The following is a 16,559-nucleotide window of genomic DNA, read 5'->3' as shown; positions in this document are numbered from 1 at the left end:
GTCCTTCCGCCGTCCCGGGCGACACGCATGTGGACTAGTGGGCGGACTTGCCCACCGCCGCCAAACGGGCGGCTTCATCGGCATCAATAGCGGACTGGATGACCGGGGCCAGGTCGCCGTTTAGCACCTGGTCCAGGTTGTAAGCCTTGTATCCGGTGCGGTGATCGGCGATACGGTTTTCCGGGAAGTTGTAGGTACGGATTCGCTCGGAGCGGTCCACGGTGCGGACCTGGGAGGCACGCGCCTCAGCCGCTTCCGCCTCGCGCTTTTCCGCCTCCAGCTGCATCAGGCGCGAACGCAACACCCGCATACCGGCCTCTTTGTTTTGTAGCTGGGACTTTTCGTTTTGCATCGACACCACGATTCCCGTAGGCACGTGGGTGATACGCACCGCCGAGTCGGTGGTGTTCACGGACTGACCTCCCGGCCCCGAGGACCGGTACACGTCAATGCGCAGGTCATTAGGGTCAATCTCGATGTCCCCGGTTTCCTCAGCCTCCGGCATAACCAGCACGCCTGCCGCCGAAGTGTGGATCCGCCCTTGTGACTCGGTGACCGGAACGCGCTGCACCCGGTGCACCCCACCCTCGTATTTCAGGTGGGCCCACACGCCTTCCTCCGGGGTGGGGTTACCTTTCGCTTTGAATGCAATCGAGGCGTCCTTGACGCCGCCGAGGTCCGATTCGGTCAAGCCCAGGACCTGCACCGTCCAGCCCATCTTTTCGGCGTAATGCTGATACATTCGCAGCAAATCGCCAGCGAACAGGGCGGATTCCTCGCCGCCCTCGCCGGCTTTGATTTCCATGATGACATCGCGGGCATCATCGGGGTCGCGCGGAGTTAGCGCCTCAATCAAATCGGCGTTGGCCTGGTCGAAAGCGGCCTCAAGCCCGGGGATTTCCGCGGCAAAGTCCGGGTCCTCACCAGCCATTTCGCGCCCGACTTCCAAGTCGTCACGCGCCTGCAACCAGCTTTGCACCACGGTGTTGATGCGGCTCAGTTCCGCATAGCGGCGGCCAACCTTGCGGGCATGAGCCTGGTTGGAGTGTAAATCCGGGTCGCTCATCTGTGCCTCGACCTGGTGGAACTCCTCCAGCAGGGCTTCCACGCCGGCAAATTCTTCAGGGAAGTCACTCATTTCTGACCTTTCATTTCATGTGCAAATCTGGGTGTTCACCAGGCAAACCCTGGGAAATAAAAGACACCGGTCGGTAACGTGTACCGACCGGTGTCAAAGTTTCGCTATTCCGCGGCGGCGGGAGCCTTAGCTTCCTCAGCTTTTGCGGCCTGCTTGGCAGCCTTTTCGGCGTCCTTCTTAGCTTTATCAGCAGCTTTCTTCTTGGCGTCGTTGAACTTGGCGTAGCGAGCCTCGAAACGAGCCACTCGACCGCCGGTGTCAAGAATCTTTTGCTTGCCGGTATAGAACGGGTGGCAAGCCGAGCACACGTCCACGCGCATCTGACCGGAAGTCAGGGTGGAGCGAGTCGTAAAGCGATTTCCGCAGGTGCAGGTGACCTCGGTCAAAACATATTCGGGGTGAATTCCCTGTTTCATGATTACTCCTTGGGTTCGAGGGCCCCGGGTCCCGCAGCGGAGGCTTTGGGTGAACCGGACAGACCAAGGGTCTATTCTGGCACAAACCACCGCGTTTCACCAAAAGTGGGGATGATAGTCCGCTGGTTAGCCAGAATCCCTAGATAGTGTCGTTGACCGTAATTGGAGGAACACGTCGGACAGTATGCCAATAGTGAGCCAATTGGGTCAGGAAAACCACGACAGCAAGCAGTGTGATTACCCATCCAGTGAACATCTCTAGGTTTGTCCCTGCCGAACAGAGGAGGCAAATGAATCCACAATCCATTTGGCCAATTGATCACGAAAACGCACTAGCATCACCAGTAGCAGGACAAAAACTGCCAATAAACTGCTGAGAGTAACTACTGTAGCCGGTAGAAACTCTATGTCAGGACGTATTTGAAAATTTGCCAGCATGATTCCGCAAGCAATCAGGTAAAGTCCTACCATCGTCGTGAGTACAAATACCGGAACTGCACCCCGAAAGGGTGAAGACGGAACACGCCAAACGAAAGGCAAGACCAAAACTATTCCTAACAAATACACTAGGGAAAGCCCTGAATGTGCGAAAACTGAGGGCAGTGAAGCGTTCGAGAAAAACGGGGTGGGAATGACACTGCAAACAATTAGCGCCAGCCCAACCAGAGCAAAAGCAGTTCTAGCGCGCATAATAACTCGTATCTGGGTGTACCGTATCAACTATGCAGCCTCGCAAATCATGCGAAAATCCAGCTGAATAACTGCCGTTGGGATTAGAAGTAGCCGAATTGCTCATGTTGTAGGTTTACCCCTGCAGGTAACAAAGTCAGTTTTAAAATCCGCAACTGCACTAATTCGCGCGTTCCTACCAACAGTGTCTCCAATCGAGGTAAAACGTGCATTATTCACAACATGGTTCCAGGATAATGGTGCGGTAGCGTTGGCGTATCTGGGAGCTCTATCGTTTCGAACCACCTCATTGACACGGAAAGACTCGCAATTACCCTCATTCCAATTTTTCAGGGTTGCTCCCGTAAGGGAATCCGTGACCTCGCGGTACTCAGCCGCTTGCGCTGGCAAAGCGGCTGCTGAGCCCAAAGCTAAAATGCTCACCACTACATAAATCAGGGATTTCATCAAATTTCCACCTAAGAAATTGGTTACAGAAATAACGCGCTGAACGAGACACGCCGCCGACCTCCAGCGCTATTTCATTGTATCGCGATTCTCCGTTGAAAACTAGGGTAAATTTTTTGATTAAGTATGCCCAGCGACCATCCACTTACAGTCAGTCAGATGACAGACTGTAAACAATCCCAGCGAAATAAATAGCGCAAATCATCCACTTGAAAAGTCAGGATGCTCAGACAATCATTCACTTGGGAAACAACAGGTTTCAGCTATGATTAACGAGGATCGAGAGGTGGCAATGACAGCAGACAATTTGAACCCCACTTTAGAGATTCGTGGTGTCGTCAAGCAAAAACGCCGCTGGCCCATCGTTACTGGCATCAGTGTGGGGGTTCTCGCCCTCGCCCTTGGGGGCAGCGGCTGGGCTTACGCCACGCACTATTCCAACTTGGCGCTGCCCCACACGATGGTGGGAAACCACGATGTCGGAGGCCAGACTCCCGATGAACTGAAACGCGGTTTGACGGATCGCTGCCAGACTCTGAAAGCCACATTTAGCGGTGACGTCCCTGAAACCTCGTTAAGTCTGGGCCAGATGGGTTTGGACTGCGACGTTCCCGGCACCGCCGCTGCCGTAATGAAAGCGAATGAAAACCTCAGCGAAGTCCTGGCCTCCACCGTCAGAGAACGCAAAGTCACCCCCCTTTTCACCCTCGACAAAACCACCGCCACCCAGGCAGCCCGGGCTTTGACCGCGAAGCGACCTGACACCGTCGTCGACCCGCAGCTGGGGTTCAACAGCGAACAAGGCTCCTTTGCGGTGCAGCCGGGCAGCGCCGGGCAAGGCGTTGACCCGACAGTCCTCATCGCGGCCGCCGAAAAAACTTGGGAAACTCAGACGAAACAATCCGTCCCGGTGAAACTGACCGAAGTTACGCCGAGCGAAGCGGATCCGCAGCTGGAAACCTGGGCGCAGCGAGCCAACACGCTCATCGCCCCGAAAGTGAACCTGATTGGCCGCCGCGTTGGGCACATCATTTCCCCCGCGGACAAAGCCCAGTGGGTCGAAGTCACTGAGGACGGACCGGTCATCAGCGAAAAGAAAGTATTGGCTTGGCTCAAGACATTCACCGACGAAAAAATTGACGTGAACAACGGTCCGGGCGAACGCACCATGTCGAAAGACGGCTACCTCTTGACCATGACGAAAATGGCTCTGGACTCAAAGAAAGTCTCGAACAATGACACCATTGCCGCCGAAATCACCACGGCGCTGAACGCCGGACAAAACTACCGCGGGGTCTTTGAGATGGAAGTCCAGGAAGGCAAGTTCAACGACACCGTGGTGGACCAAAACCTTCCCCGCCCTCCCTACAACGCCAAACCTGGGGAGAAGTTCATCAGCGTCGACCTGACCAACCACACTGTCGCAGCATGGGCTGGGGACAAGGTCGTGTGGGGACCGGTCGAGGCGGTGCACGGTTCGCTACCTTCCCCGACCTATCCGGGCATTTTTCGTGTCCAAACCAAGCTGGTCAACGCCCATATGAAAAGCGATAATGCCTGGGACGGACCCTACGACACCTGGAGCCCATGGACCATGTACTACCACGGCGACTACGCCGTACACGGCACCTATACACGCTGGAACTGGGTGCAAACGAACTACGGCGGGTCGCACGGCTGTGTGAACCTGAAGCCTGCGAAAGCCAAGGAGCTGTTCGACTGGGCTCGGGTAGGAACCCCGGTAGTCATCCACCGAGCTGGGGTTATCTAGGTTTTTGAAAGGTTTTACGAATGAGCTTCCTCTATCGCCCCACGCATCTGACGCCGCAACATCGGCGTCGGTCGTTGGCGACCAACCCCAGATGGCTCGCGGCTGCGGCCACGTTGCTGGTGGTGGCCGGGGGCGGCTGGCTCGCATTTGGCTACACGCCGTTTTGGAATGAGGACCAGTCCGCCCAAATCAGCGCGGCGCGGGACTCGGCATGCCAGCGCAGCGTCACTTTACGCCTCGGCGACAGCAGCTTTTTGGCAAAGCCTGACCAGGTTTGCTCCTGGCTACATCCGGTTCCCCAACCGGTCAAGCAGCTCAGCTCGCAACCCCTGCCCCCACCCCGCTTTAGCACTGACGCAATCACTCAGTGGGTGAGTTCCTGCATCGCCCAAGTCGATAAACCCGCCGTGAACGGAAAGCGGCAGGTGGACAGTGCCGGCCACCTGGTACGTTTACTCAAAGACCCAGTTGACGGTGCGGTCGTGGACAAACCGGACAGTCTGGTTTCACGCATCACCACGGCCCTGGACAAAATAACAGGTAACGTAGAAGTCGCCACGAAGTTGTCTGCCCGCCGAGGCGGTTTTGACGACACCGTCGTTCCGGCTCCGGCGATGCCCTACGCGCCCCAGCCACAAGAACGGTGGGTCGATGTGAACCTGACGAACCACACTACTGCCGTCTATGACGGGACGAAAGTCATTTACGGGCCGGTGGCCGCGGTGGACGGCCACGCCCAAGCCCCCACGGTGCAAGGGGTTTACAAAGTGTACGCCAAGCTGGAAATGCAAACCATGACCGGGGTGGGATTTGACGGACCCTACAGTGAGACAGCCCCGTGGATTTCATACTTTTCGGGAGATTTTGCGCTGCACGGGGCACCGTGGCGCTCCACTTTCGTCTATATCCCTGAAAAAGGCTCTCACGGTTGCGTGAACCTGAGCGTGACGGATGCCAAAGCGATTTATGACCTGATAACCATCGGCACTACTGTCGTGTCTCACACTTAGTCCACGTAGCCGGCGACCGATTCCTCCAGGTCCCCGCTCAGGCCCGCCCGCAGCGCCCGCCGACCGAAAAACACCACCCATGCTACCAGGGCCACATAGACCACTACCGCGACCGCAATCTTTACGGGGGTCAGCAACGCCGAGGGCGTCAAGAACGCTTCTTCCAGGCCCGAAATCCCCAACAGGATAATCAAACCTACCGCTACCGGCCCGAACTGGCGGCCCGCACGCGCTAGGGACACCATGCGCGGATTCTCACCGGGCACAAACAGCGCCCAGAACAGCCGCAAGGCCGCGGCGCAAGCCAAGACAATGCAGGACAGCTCGAGCAGCCCGTGGGGGGTAATCAACCCAAAGAAAATCCCTAGGTCACCGTACTTGGCCATGATGGCCCCGGCGACTCCCACATTGGCGAAGTTCGTCAGCAACAGGTAGACCGGATAGGCGCCGGTAAAGAACAGGGCCACCATCAGCACGGCAATCGTCGCGTTGTTCGTCCACACCTGGGCGGCAAAATCCGGAGCCGGATAGTTTGAATAATAGGCTTTGAAAGAATCTTCGGCGTATTGGCGCAGTTCCATCTCAGATTGCTGGGCCAGCAGAGTCTCCGGGTGGGTGTAGACCCAAAAACCGGTGAACACGGCGGTAATGAGTGACAGAGCCGTGAGCACCAGGAAAACCGACCCGATACGGTACAGCGCCAGGGGCAGAGTCACGGTAAAGAACCCGCCAACAGACTCCCGAAACGTTCGGCGCGTCCCCCCGATACGCCCTCGTGCCATGGACACCAGGTTCGTCAGATCCAGCACGACATCCGGGTCGGTCGGCACGGAAGTAATGGTCGCCAAGTCCGCGCTGGCTCGATGATACAAGCCCATCAATTCATCGATTTCCGCCCCGCTCAGACGGCGTTTCCGGTTCAGTTGAGCCAGGCGCGACCAGTCCTCAGCTCGCCCTGCGGTATACGCATCGATGTCCATGCTGCTAATTTATACTTAATGGAACAATTTAGCGGAACGAAAATCCGGCCCGACGTGGTCATCACCGGCGAAGCTATCGCCTTGCTGGTGCAGCCGGCTTCGTTATTTTTGCGTGTCGTTTCGGCCATTATTGATGCCATCGCCATCATTTTAGGGATGATTATCACCTACGAGGTGCTGTTCCTGATACTGAGTCTGAGCGGGGAAAGTGACGACTTCATGTATTTTTCCAATGAGGCACATGCCGCCGCGTTGGTTTCGATAGTCACGGCGCTGTGGCTGTTCCTGGTGCCGATGACGGTAGAAACTTTGAGTCGCGGAAAGTCACTAGGGCGTTTCATCGTGGGGACGCGCATAGTCCGTGATGACGGCGGTCCTATCACGTTGCGCCACGCGTTCGTGCGTACCTTGATTGGTTTGGGCGAACTGTGGGCGACGATGGGCGCCGGGGCCATTATCGCGGCGTGGACGAACCGCAGAGGCAAACGTATCGGGGATATTTTCGCTGGAACCTACGCCGTTTCCGAGACTTCCGGGCTGACCCGCCGACCGCTGCTGCTGGCTCCGGAACTTGCTCAGTGGGCCAGCGAGGCCAATGTCGGCGAGCTGGACGGGGTTACCACCGTGACTGCGCGCCGGTTCCTGCAAAGCGCCACCAAGATAGACCCGCTCCACCGACAGCAGGCGGCGCAAACGCTGGCCACCGCCCTTTTGAACCAGGTGTATCCGCCGCCTCCCCCCGGCACAGACCCGGAGCGGTTCATTGCGGCGGTCCTGGTGTTGCGCCGGGACGCCGAATACCGCACGAACAAGGCTATCCAGGCCCGACTGGAGAAAAAACTTTCCGCAGTATCCGGTTCCCGGTACGGGATTTAGAGCCGGACTGACCGGTATTTCCGCGGCGTTTGCCCTGGCTTAGCGGGGTCGCTTCCGGTTTCCTGCCCCCCATCAGCAGCGTGGTTAGCTGGTGAGGTGGACGTAGATTTGGCTGGATACGGACAGGTCTGGAATCGGTTCCAGGGCATCAATCCCGTCGCCATCCCCCAGATTAGTGGTGACCAGCTGAGTTACATACAGGTCGGGAGCCTCCACCAGTTGCGGGAGCTCCTCTTGGAGGGGCACGACCACAGTCGTCATGGCGTTGACGACGTGAGTGGCTCCGGCAACCCGGTATTCCATATTTTCGGCGTTAAGGTTCGTCACCAGCAACTGGCGCTGTGTCGCGGCGGGTCCCATCACCACTCCTCCTCCGGTAGTCAGAGCGGGCAACCACGCCAGGTCACGCACGAATTTATCCGGGTCGGTGGCGGAAACCGAGCCTTGCCGATAGACCACCGCCCCTGCCGCCACGGGCTGGGTGGCGTTGACGATGACTGCGTAGTTGCCCGGCTGCAGGCCACCCAGCGTGAAATCGAGCACTGCGCCAGGATCCAAATCCAGGTCTTTGCCCCCCGGCAGCGGGAAACGGCCGTTCTCATTCACGACTTCAATGGTGGCTCGCGCCGAATCCGCACCGGGATTCAACAGGCGTACCGCCCCGAGACTCCCGTCCATCGCCACGCCAGGAATGACCTGGGTGGTGTGAGGCAGGGTCGAGGCGTGCACCAGCGAGACACCCCCCGCAGTCAAACCCAGCAAACTATGTGTCATCAGTGAAGATGCCAGACCAGCTCCGTTCGCAGTGACCCGCACTACCAGGCGCTGGGTTCCTCCCACCTGGGATTCCAAAGGAATGGCCTGCAGCTGGTGGGCAGGGACGCTGATTTTGTCTCCGCGGGGGAAATCGAGTTTCCCGGTGTCGCCCCACACTTCTACCTTGGCGTCAACCGTATTGGCCGAGGGGTTCATCAACTGCAGGACGCTCGATTCCCCGACCTCGGTCGACCCGCCGACCAGCCAAGATTCCAGCTGAGCCGGCTGGCAGGACGCACTGGCCAGGCCGCGGTAGTCTCCTGAGGAAACTGACTGTTCGATATCCGCCCCAGCTAGGGCCACCTTGCCATCCCACGGCTGGGCGGTGAGGAAACCGCTGACCGGAGTGGAAAAACTGCCGTAAAGCATTGCCGATTTCGGGGTCAAGTCCAGGTCGTTGCGGGGATTTTCCGGAGGCGGCGCCACTTCTTCGGCGTCGTCCGCCGCTAAGTGCATCCCTCCGGCACGATGCGTTTTGCTCGAGGCCGTTTCCTCCGGTGTCGCAGCGGCGGGCTGCGGGGCGGGGCCTAACGAACCCAAAGGCTGGTACACCGCCTTTTCCGGGACTCGGTCAGTGCGCGCCAGCACAGTGGAAGTCATCGATCCCGCAATTTTGGGCGGGGCTAACGGATTGCCGGCTCCATCGACCGCCGCGGGGTTAACTGTGGGCGGCACCTGGGGACAAGCCAGGGTAATCTGGCCGGGAGGCACCGGCACGGGCTCACCATAGCGAGGCTTCTGGACGGCTGCCGGTCGGGTCAATCCAACGGCGACCACCAGGCCCGTCACGGCAACGACCAGCAGGGTGGCCAGGAACCAACGCACCCCGTCCCAGCGACTGACCGCCACGTAACGAGAACCAGCCGCCCCCACCTCTGGAGGCTCCATCTCTGGCAGAGAATCCTCGATGGTTTCCAGTTTCACAATCTCACCTCCGACACCCGACGCAGCGGTATGGCCGCAGCCAGGGCAATCAGCAGGGACAGCAGCAGCACCGCACCCCATAACTGGTAAGGAAGATAAGCATAGGTGATGGTCACGGTGCCAGGATTGGGAGGCAACTGGTAGAGCGCATTCCACTGACCCGAATCTACCGGTTCAATGATTTTGCCGTTGAATCGCACCGTAAAGCTGCTATCAGCGCGTTCGCTGAACGCCAGCAGCCGCCCGGCCGGACCCGCCTCGACGTGGGTCTTTCCACCCCGCACGTTGAGCGCTTGCGCCGTTACTTCGCCGGTCGGCCAGGAGGGATGCCCCCCCTTCCACTGGGCCGGGGCGACCCGGGCCACGCTGACTGCAGCAGAATCGACCAGGCGCCACACCGTGCCGGCCTCCGTGGTGGTAATCCTTTCCAGCGGCGCGGCCGAGTCCAACGTGTTAATCAGGGTGGTGGTCGCCGCGTCCTTGCTGTGGGGCACGATGATGAAGTTCACATCCAGCTGGGCGAGCTGCTCTCCCAGCTTCGGGGTGGAGCCTCCCAGCACCGACGCCACCGTAGCCTGCAGCACCGCGTCAGCCGCATCGGGGGTACGCGAACCGGTCACGTTGCGGTAGTTTTTCAGTTTCAGGTAGGGGGACGCCTCAAAAGTCGTGTCGCGCCAGTCCCGCCATAAACCGGCCATCACCAGGGTGGATTGGTTAGGGGCGCTGGAGACCTCCAGGTTTAGGGCCCGCAGGTGGCGTGGGGAGGACTGACCTTGGGCGACCGTGGCGGGGAGGCTCACATCCCGAAAAGTTGCCAGCGCGTTGAAATCGGACGCGCTGGGAGCAACCATCTGGTTCACCAGCATCGGAGTGGCCCCCAAAACCGGGATCAGCACCGCCACAGCCACCACGGCCTGGACACTGCGGTTACTCCAGTTAGCTATCTCCGCCGGCACCGTCAGCTGCAGACGCCCCACCGAGAACAGGGCGGAAGTAATCAATCCCGCGTGAAACAATGCCAATCCCGGCCCACCCCAGGCGCACACGGCGTTGGCTCCAGAGACGGAAACCGGGGTGGAACTCGCCAACCACGCCGTCACCAAGCCGCCCAACGCGAACAGCAGACTCCAGTGAGCCCCGGTGGAATGGCCCGGAATAATCACCCCGGCCACCACGGTCAACAGCAGCAAAGCCAGGGGCAGGAAAGCAAGGAGTTGCCAGCCGGGCAGGGCAATAGGCAGAGACGTCGCCACCACGTCCACCGGCCAGGCTGCGAGTAAATCCCACCAGTTCGGCCTCGGGGTGGGTAGCGGCACAGAAAGACTGGACAGCCACAGGGGCCATTGGGCGGGAGTACCGACTGTGCGCACCACCGTGGGCACCGCCAACAAAACAGCCGGAGCCAGCACAATCAGGGCATGGACGGCTTTCAGCCGCAGACGGGCCGGAATTGGGCTCCAGCCCGGGTCTGGCGCCTCAGTTTGCGCCTCGGCAAAAAGCGGGTTAGCGATCCCTTTCAGCATCGCCATTCCCACCAGGAGTACCACCGGGATGACCATAATCACGGACGCACTAACCGTCAGGAAACCGGTGAGGGCGGCGATGCCGACCTGGATAATCGCAGCGGAATGCACGTTGACCGTGACCGGTTCGATTTCTCCCATCACGGTGCGGGACACCGGCATCCCGGTACCACGGGCTAGAGAACCGGCAAAAAGGGGCACGCTCACCGCTAAAACCCACACCGGCAACTGCCCCAAACCCATACTAACCAGCAGGTTCGGGCTAAAGGCCCAGGAGAGGGCAACCAGGGCACGCAGCGTGCGGGAATCAGTGAGAACCCCGGCAGCCCACCACGCGCTAAGCCAGGCCAGCGGCAGGGTTGCGAAGAGCAAAACCGCCAGCACCACCGACCCTTTTACCCCGACGAAACCCGCGATTTGCCCCAGGCTCGCCACCTCCAGACCCAGGGGGTCCACCGCCCCGACCGCCGAGCCGTAGCCCAGACCGGCGGGAATCCACCCGGAAATGAGGTCGGCCCAAAAATCCTGGTTGTTCACCGGCAGGTTCGCCAGCGCTCCGCCGGACACCCCGCCGATGGCAAAACGCCAGCCCAACAGCCCTATCAGGGTTAGGGCAGCAGCAACGACCCACACGAGAGTGCGATCCACGGCCTTTTCGGTATAAAAGCTGCGCCGCGCTGCCGCGTCCGCGATTTGCGGGCGGCGCTGGTCTTTGGCGACACGCCGGGCCGTGGTTTTGGCTTGGCGAATCTGGGAAGATTTCACCTGAAGAGGCCGCAAAGTGCGGGGACTCAACTTGCTTTGGCGCACCCGCCGCAGCCGGGATTGCCACGCGGCAAAAGGCCGGAACACCGTCACCAGGGTGGATTGCAGTTCTCCGGCCGCGAGCTTGGGCTCTTTCGTGAGGATACGCCAGAAAAACCGCAGTAGCCCGAGTACCAGAACAATCAGCGGGAGGAAGATAAACAGCCACCAGGGTGCCGCCACCATCCAGTTGTGCAGCTGAGCGGTACGCCGGGCGGTAAAGGAACGCTTCGCATCGGACTCCAGCTTGCCGTTGGCTTCCACGTCGCGCCCGGTGGGGTCGAAGCTGCGGGCGGAACGGGCGGGACGTCCCCCATCGGGACCGCGCAGCCCAAAGTAGCCCGCCATCTTGTGATACACCACAGCGCGCGGCGCCACCACGACCCGATACCCGGCCAGGTGTACACGCCGGGAAAACTCCAGGCCATCGCCGAAAGGGCCCAGGTGCGGGTCAAAACCGTCCAGGCGGCAAAACGTTTCCCAGTCCACCAGCATTCCCGCCGTGCCCACGCCTAGCACGTCCTTGCGACCGTCATATTGACCCTGGTCGACCTCGCCGGTGTCCATTTCTTGCAAGCGCCGTCCGGAGATGGTAGCGCGAATGCCGACCTCCACGATTTGATTGGCTTTGTCCCACAATCGTTGTTTCGCGCCGACGACTTTGATGGATGAGCCAGATTCTAGGACTTTCAGCTGTTCGGCCAGGCAGGAGGGAGCCGGGGCGGAGTCGTCATGCAAAATCCACAGGGCGTGAGGTTTACCCGGAGCGGGCGTGGGGAAATCGGGCTGAGCTTTGGCTTGGCGCAGCGCCTCGCCCAAGTTGGGGGCGCCGGGAGTTTTCAGTACTTTCGTGCCGGAGCGATGAACCACTCCGGAACTGGAAACGTCGATGACGAACACCTGCCGTGGCGCCAGGGTCTGCCGAGACACCGCCAAAAGGGTCGCCGCCAGGTAGGGTGTCTCCCCGGAAGTGACGATGAGGGCGGTAACTGCAGTGTGCACAGAGTTAAGGATATTACGTCCCTATTGAGGTCAGGACGCGCGACGCTTCAAACGACGGCGTTCCCGCTCGGACAGACCGCCCCAGATTCCAAAGCGTTCGTCGTTTTCCAGCGCATATTGAAGACACTCGGCCTTAACCGGGCAGCGAGAGCAAACGTTTTTCGCTTCACGGGTCGAACCGCCCTTTTCCGGGAAAAAAGCCTCCGGGTCGGTTTGCGCACACAGTGCCTGAGCCTGCCAGGCCAGCGGTCCATTGAGAATTTCGCCTATCTCTGGGGTTGCATCAGCGAAATCGAGACCGCCTTCACCAAACAGATTCCACAAGGACCCTTCACCTCATTCGCTCTGACAACTTTTGTAAATTTGGCGCCGCGTCTCAGGGACACCAAAAACGTTACCTCTAAGTTACACGCGTGTGATTCAATAGTTCAAGTGGTTTCAGGCGCCGAGTTTGGCTCAAGTATGCGAAAATCCACCAATTGCACAGTTCGAGCGCAAATGTGAGATATGTCACATAGGCTCGACACGCCCGTGGAACGTTTGCCACAAAAACGGGTTTGGGACTAATTGCTGGCTCGTCTCAGGGGATGTCGGTCTGGAGCACGACCCCGGTTCCGGCAGCGCAGACCGGCACCTTATCTGCCCGAACAAACACGACTTCTCCCGGGTGCAGCACCAAACTGGCAGTCGCTCCGTCACGCAAGGTCGGAGTGCCTTCGAGGCCCAGAATCAGCCGTCCGCCGTGGCCGGGCAGCGCCAGTTCCCGCCCGTCCAGGCGGGTCACGGAAAACTCGAAATCGTCCACTGGGGCATAGAATACCTGGGTCGATTCCGTCACCCACTCCGGGGCTATGCGTACCGGCGGGGCGGCGACATAATCCAGGCAGTTCAATAGCTCCTGGCAATCCACGTGCTTCTCAGTCAGCCCTGCCCGCAGCACGTTATCCGAGCTGGCCATCACCTCCACCCCGAGCCCGGACAGATAGGCGTGAATCCCGCCGGGAGGCGTAAACAGCACTTCCCCCGGTCGCAGGGTCACTGGGTTCAGCATCGCTGCCACCACCGCTCCGGCATCCCCAGGATAGGAACGCGCCAAACCCATCACGGTACGGTCCACCCGCACGGACGGCGAAGTCCCCGCCTGCAGACGGTCCGTCATCGCCGCCACCGTGGCCTCGACCTGGGCCGCTTGTGGTGTCGTATGCGGAGACAAGAGCCGATCCACCACCGTGCGGATACCCTCAGGGGACGTATTATCCCGCAGCATAGACACGATTTGCACCGCTAGCTCCGTATCCAAATCAGCGAAAATCTCGATGATGCGCCGAGGCGCCCGAAACCCCGCCAGCGCCTCGAACTTCGTAATCGCATAGATGAGTTCGGGTTTATAGTTGGGGTCCTTGTAGAGCCGCTGCGGGGAATCCAGCGGGATACCCGCCAATTCCTCAGCTTTGTAGCGGGCTTCGGCACGCTCCCGGTCCGGGTGGACCTGCAGGGACAGCGGGCGTTTCGGGGCGATGAACTTCATCAGGTAGGGCAAGCGCGGTCCAAAACGCTCCACCACCGAAGCCCCCAGAGTGCCCACGGGGTCAGCCGCAATCCAGTCCCCCAAAGTCAAGGGGTCCTCCTCAGGCTGCCCCGACTCGTCGAGCAGGACCGAGGGCGACAGCTGGTGGGCGCCGAACCACACTTCTGCCAGCGTCTGACCGGGCGTACCGATGCCAAAGCGCTCCTGAATAGCCGTATCCGAGCCCCAGGCGTAACGTTTCTCAATCCCTCCGATGCGCTCCACGGCGTTTCCCCTTTCGTTTGCTTGGGATTAATTTTAGGGAGGTTTTCGCCGTTCATTAGTACTTTCGGGGGGGTTTGGTTGGTAGGCTTGGTTTCATGCGTGGAATTATTTTGGCCGGCGGATCCGGCACTCGTTTGCATCCCATTACTTTGGGCACCTCGAAACAGCTGGTTCCGGTCTATGACAAGCCGATGGTGTACTACCCCTTAACGACCTTGATTCTGGCCGGGATTCAAGACGTCCTGGTCATCACCACCCCGCACGATGCCCCGTCTTTTCACCGTCTGCTCGGCGACGGCTCCCAGTTCGGGATTCACCTGGAATATCAGGTGCAAGAGGTCCCCAACGGCCTAGCCCAGGCGTTCGTGCTGGGGGCGGACTTCATCGGTTCGGAAGAAGCCGCCCTGGTGCTGGGCGACAACATTTTCTATGGTCCGGGCATGGGCGACCAGCTGCAGCGATTTAAGGGCATAGATGGCGGAGCCGTGTTCGCCTACCACGTCCACAACCCCAAGGCTTACGGCGTCGTGGAATTCGATGAGAACTTCCGCGCCATTTCCATTGAGGAAAAACCCGCGCAGCCCAAGTCAAACTATGCCGTGCCGGGTCTGTATTTCTATGACAATGACGTGGTAGGGATTGCCCGAGATTTGAAACCCAGCGCCCGCGGGGAATACGAGATTACGGACGTCAACCGGGTTTACCTCGAAGCCGGGAAACTGCAGGTCGAGGTCCTGCCACGCGGCACGGCCTGGCTGGACACCGGGACTTTTGATTCCCTGGCAGACGCGACCGCTTTCGTGCGAACCGTAGAAAAACGCCAAGACCTGAAAGTTGGCTGCCCCGAAGAGGCCGCTTGGCGCCGCGGATTTTTGAGTGACGCAGAGCTGGCCAAACGCGCCGAGCCGCTGCGGAAATCCGGCTACGGGGACTACCTGCTGGGTCTGCTGGAAGCCTAGCGCCCCCGCGTTGTCAGAAATCGGGGATTAAATCGGGGTTGCTGGTCTATATGACCAGCAACCCCGATTTAATCGCAAAATAGCTACAGCGGCTCCGTCTAGTGGCCCTGTTTGGCGTATTTCGCCTCAGTTTCGGCCTTGGCTGACCGCCACCAGTCCTCGTGGACGGTGTACCAGTCGATAGTGTCACGCAGCCCCTCCTCAAACGAGGTAAACTGCGGTGTCCAGCCAGTTTCCTGACACAGCTTCGTGTTGTCAATCGCGTAGCGCCGGTCATGGCCAGGACGGTCCTTAACATGGTCGAAGTCGTCCTCGGGGAATCCCATCATCCGGTTCAGAGTTTGCACGACTTCCAGGTTGTTTTTCTCACCGTTGGCGCCAATCAGGTAGGTTTCGCCCAAGCGGCCTTTCTCAATAATGGCCCACACAGCAGTGTTGTGGTCATGCACATGAATCCAGTCGCGCACATTCAAGCCATCGCCGTACAGGCGCGGACGCACCCCGTCGATGCGGTTTGTGATCATGCGGGGAATGAACTTTTCCACGTGCTGATAAGGGCCATAGTTGTTTGAACAGTTTGAAATGGTCGCTTCCACCCCAAAGGAACGCACCCAGGCGCGCACCAGCATATCGGACCCTGCTTTTGAAGCCGAGTAGGGTGAGGAGGGCCAGTAGGGCGTTTCGGGAGTGAACTTGTGGGGGTCGTCTAGCGCCAGGTCGCCGTAGACTTCATCGGTCGAGATGTGGTGGAGACGCACGTGGTGGCGCCGACAGGCCTCGAGGATATGAAAGGTGCCCACCAGGTTGGAATAAATAAACGGCGAAGGATCGACCAGCGAGTTGTCATTGTGAGACTCGGCAGCAAAATGAACCACCAGGTCAGCGTCCTTCACAAGGGAGTCCACCAGGTCGCGGTCGGCCAGGTCACCGACCACCAGGTTCACCCAATCCAGCCCCGCAATCGAGTCCGGGTTACCGGCATAGCCCAGCTTATCCAACGCCGTCACGGTGGCATCCGGGTAATCCTCCACAGTCGTGTGGACAAAGTTAGCGCCAATGAAACCGGCTCCGCCGGTGACCAAAACGTGCATGAAGTTCCTCCTTTATTTCGACGCTTTCCAGCCTACCTTGGCCAGGGTGGGTTTTAAAACCATCTCTGTGCAAAAGTCTACCGCCCCCGGTTATCTCTGGCGCATCTCTAGCCGGTTTACCGAGGGGGTCAGCCCGCAAAGTTCTCGGCCTGGAGTATGACTTGCTAGACTGAGTGGGTTCAAAAATTCAAGGGGAAAATAGTTATGTCGAATGGTTGCCTGGTCACGGGCGGAGCGGGGTTTATCGGGTGCGCACTATCCCGGCCGCTCGCTGAACGTTTTGACCGCGTGGTTGCCCTGGACAACCTCCAGCCTCAGGT

At 59.5% G+C, this 16,559-nt stretch carries 12 protein-coding genes and 1 pseudogene; 5 read left to right on the top strand and 8 right to left on the bottom strand.

Translation table 11 applies throughout. The features are described 5' to 3' along the window. Nucleotides 1–34: 34 nt before the first annotated feature. Together prfA and rpmE are read right to left on the bottom strand one after the other, a co-directional pair. Nucleotides 35–1,138 carry a peptide chain release factor 1 gene (gene prfA, locus SPI05_RS00480; RefSeq protein WP_321075138.1) on the bottom strand — a complete coding sequence of 368 codons (1,104 nt, stop codon included), beginning with the start codon at nucleotides 1,136–1,138 and terminating at the stop codon, nucleotides 35–37. A 215-nt stretch (nucleotides 1,139–1,353) separates the two neighbouring features. Beyond that, a pseudogene (rpmE, locus tag SPI05_RS08970) lies at nucleotides 1,354–1,554 on the bottom strand (50S ribosomal protein L31); the annotation flags it as partial. 1,429 nt (nucleotides 1,555–2,983) lie between these two features. Here rpmE and SPI05_RS00470 point away from each other — a divergent pair. Further along, nucleotides 2,984–4,462: a L,D-transpeptidase gene (locus tag SPI05_RS00470; protein WP_321075134.1), complete on the top strand. Its 1,479-nt coding sequence runs from the start codon at nucleotides 2,984–2,986 to the stop codon at nucleotides 4,460–4,462. 20 nt (nucleotides 4,463–4,482) lie between these two features. Next, on the top strand, nucleotides 4,483–5,472 hold the full coding sequence (locus SPI05_RS00465; RefSeq protein ID WP_321075132.1) for a L,D-transpeptidase: 990 nt from the start codon (nucleotides 4,483–4,485) through the stop codon (nucleotides 5,470–5,472). Here the strand turns inward: SPI05_RS00465 and SPI05_RS00460 are convergent. Beyond that, entirely contained in the window at nucleotides 5,469–6,452 is a 984-nt protein-coding gene (locus SPI05_RS00460) for a stage II sporulation protein M (protein WP_321075130.1), read from the bottom strand. The genes SPI05_RS00465 and SPI05_RS00460 overlap by 4 nt on opposite strands. A gap of 18 nt (nucleotides 6,453–6,470) precedes the next feature. Between SPI05_RS00460 and SPI05_RS00455 the strand changes: the two genes are divergently transcribed. Further along, nucleotides 6,471–7,328 carry an RDD family protein gene (locus SPI05_RS00455; RefSeq protein WP_321075128.1) on the top strand — a complete coding sequence of 286 codons (858 nt, stop codon included), beginning with the start codon at nucleotides 6,471–6,473 and terminating at the stop codon, nucleotides 7,326–7,328. A gap of 84 nt (nucleotides 7,329–7,412) precedes the next feature. Here SPI05_RS00455 and SPI05_RS00450 read toward each other — a convergent pair whose 3' ends face one another. From SPI05_RS00450 to manA, 4 genes are all read right to left on the bottom strand, one after another. Continuing rightward, nucleotides 7,413–9,068 (bottom strand): DUF5719 family protein, encoded by a 1,656-nt coding sequence (locus SPI05_RS00450; protein ID WP_321075126.1) that lies wholly within the window; start codon nucleotides 9,066–9,068, stop codon nucleotides 7,413–7,415. Continuing rightward, nucleotides 9,065–12,397, bottom strand: a complete 3,333-nt coding sequence (locus SPI05_RS00445) for a glycosyltransferase family 2 protein (RefSeq protein WP_321075125.1) — start codon at nucleotides 12,395–12,397, stop codon at nucleotides 9,065–9,067. The genes SPI05_RS00450 and SPI05_RS00445 overlap by 4 nt, the downstream gene beginning before the upstream one ends. A 30-nt stretch (nucleotides 12,398–12,427) precedes the next feature. Then, nucleotides 12,428–12,721 (bottom strand): WhiB family transcriptional regulator, encoded by a 294-nt coding sequence (locus tag SPI05_RS00440; RefSeq protein WP_321075124.1) that lies wholly within the window; start codon nucleotides 12,719–12,721, stop codon nucleotides 12,428–12,430. A 256-nt stretch (nucleotides 12,722–12,977) separates the two neighbouring features. Continuing rightward, nucleotides 12,978–14,189: a mannose-6-phosphate isomerase, class I gene (manA, locus tag SPI05_RS00435; protein WP_321075122.1), complete on the bottom strand. Its 1,212-nt coding sequence runs from the start codon at nucleotides 14,187–14,189 to the stop codon at nucleotides 12,978–12,980. A gap of 95 nt (nucleotides 14,190–14,284) precedes the next feature. Here manA and rfbA point away from each other — a divergent pair, with 95 nt between their 5' ends. After that, nucleotides 14,285–15,148 carry a glucose-1-phosphate thymidylyltransferase RfbA gene (rfbA, locus tag SPI05_RS00430; RefSeq protein WP_321075121.1) on the top strand — a complete coding sequence of 288 codons (864 nt, stop codon included), beginning with the start codon at nucleotides 14,285–14,287 and terminating at the stop codon, nucleotides 15,146–15,148. Nucleotides 15,149–15,246: 98 nt separating this feature from the next. Here the strand turns inward: rfbA and rfbB are convergent, their stop codons facing one another. Continuing rightward, complete coding sequence (rfbB, locus tag SPI05_RS00425) at nucleotides 15,247–16,239, bottom strand: dTDP-glucose 4,6-dehydratase (RefSeq protein WP_321075120.1); 993 nt, start codon at nucleotides 16,237–16,239, stop codon at nucleotides 15,247–15,249. A gap of 204 nt (nucleotides 16,240–16,443) precedes the next feature. On the opposite strand from rfbB, the gene SPI05_RS00420 reads away from it, so the two are divergent. Then, on the top strand, nucleotides 16,444–16,559 hold a 116-nt coding region (locus SPI05_RS00420; RefSeq protein WP_321075342.1), incomplete at its 3' end, for an NAD-dependent epimerase/dehydratase family protein.

The organism is Mobiluncus sp. (assembly GCF_034180645.1).
Lineage (GTDB): Bacteria > Actinomycetota > Actinomycetes > Actinomycetales > Actinomycetaceae > Mobiluncus.
Note: the sequence above shows the minus strand (reverse complement) of the source record. Positions and strands in the feature narration are given on the sequence as shown.

What these genes read in the sequence shown, in the direction of transcription:
- SPI05_RS00460 (WP_321075130.1), bottom strand. Translation starts at nt 6,452, where the DNA reads ATGGACATCGATGCGTATACCGCAGGGCGAGCTGAGGACTGGTCGCGC.
- prfA (WP_321075138.1), bottom strand. Translation starts at nt 1,138, where the DNA reads ATGAGTGACTTCCCTGAAGAATTTGCCGGCGTGGAAGCCCTGCTGGAG.
- SPI05_RS00455 (WP_321075128.1), top strand. Translation starts at nt 6,471, where the DNA reads ATGGAACAATTTAGCGGAACGAAAATCCGGCCCGACGTGGTCATCACC.
- rfbA (WP_321075121.1), top strand. Translation starts at nt 14,285, where the DNA reads ATGCGTGGAATTATTTTGGCCGGCGGATCCGGCACTCGTTTGCATCCC.
- SPI05_RS00465 (WP_321075132.1), top strand. Translation starts at nt 4,483, where the DNA reads ATGAGCTTCCTCTATCGCCCCACGCATCTGACGCCGCAACATCGGCGT.
- rfbB (WP_321075120.1), bottom strand. Translation starts at nt 16,239, where the DNA reads ATGCACGTTTTGGTCACCGGCGGAGCCGGTTTCATTGGCGCTAACTTT.
- SPI05_RS00470 (WP_321075134.1), top strand. Translation starts at nt 2,984, where the DNA reads ATGACAGCAGACAATTTGAACCCCACTTTAGAGATTCGTGGTGTCGTC.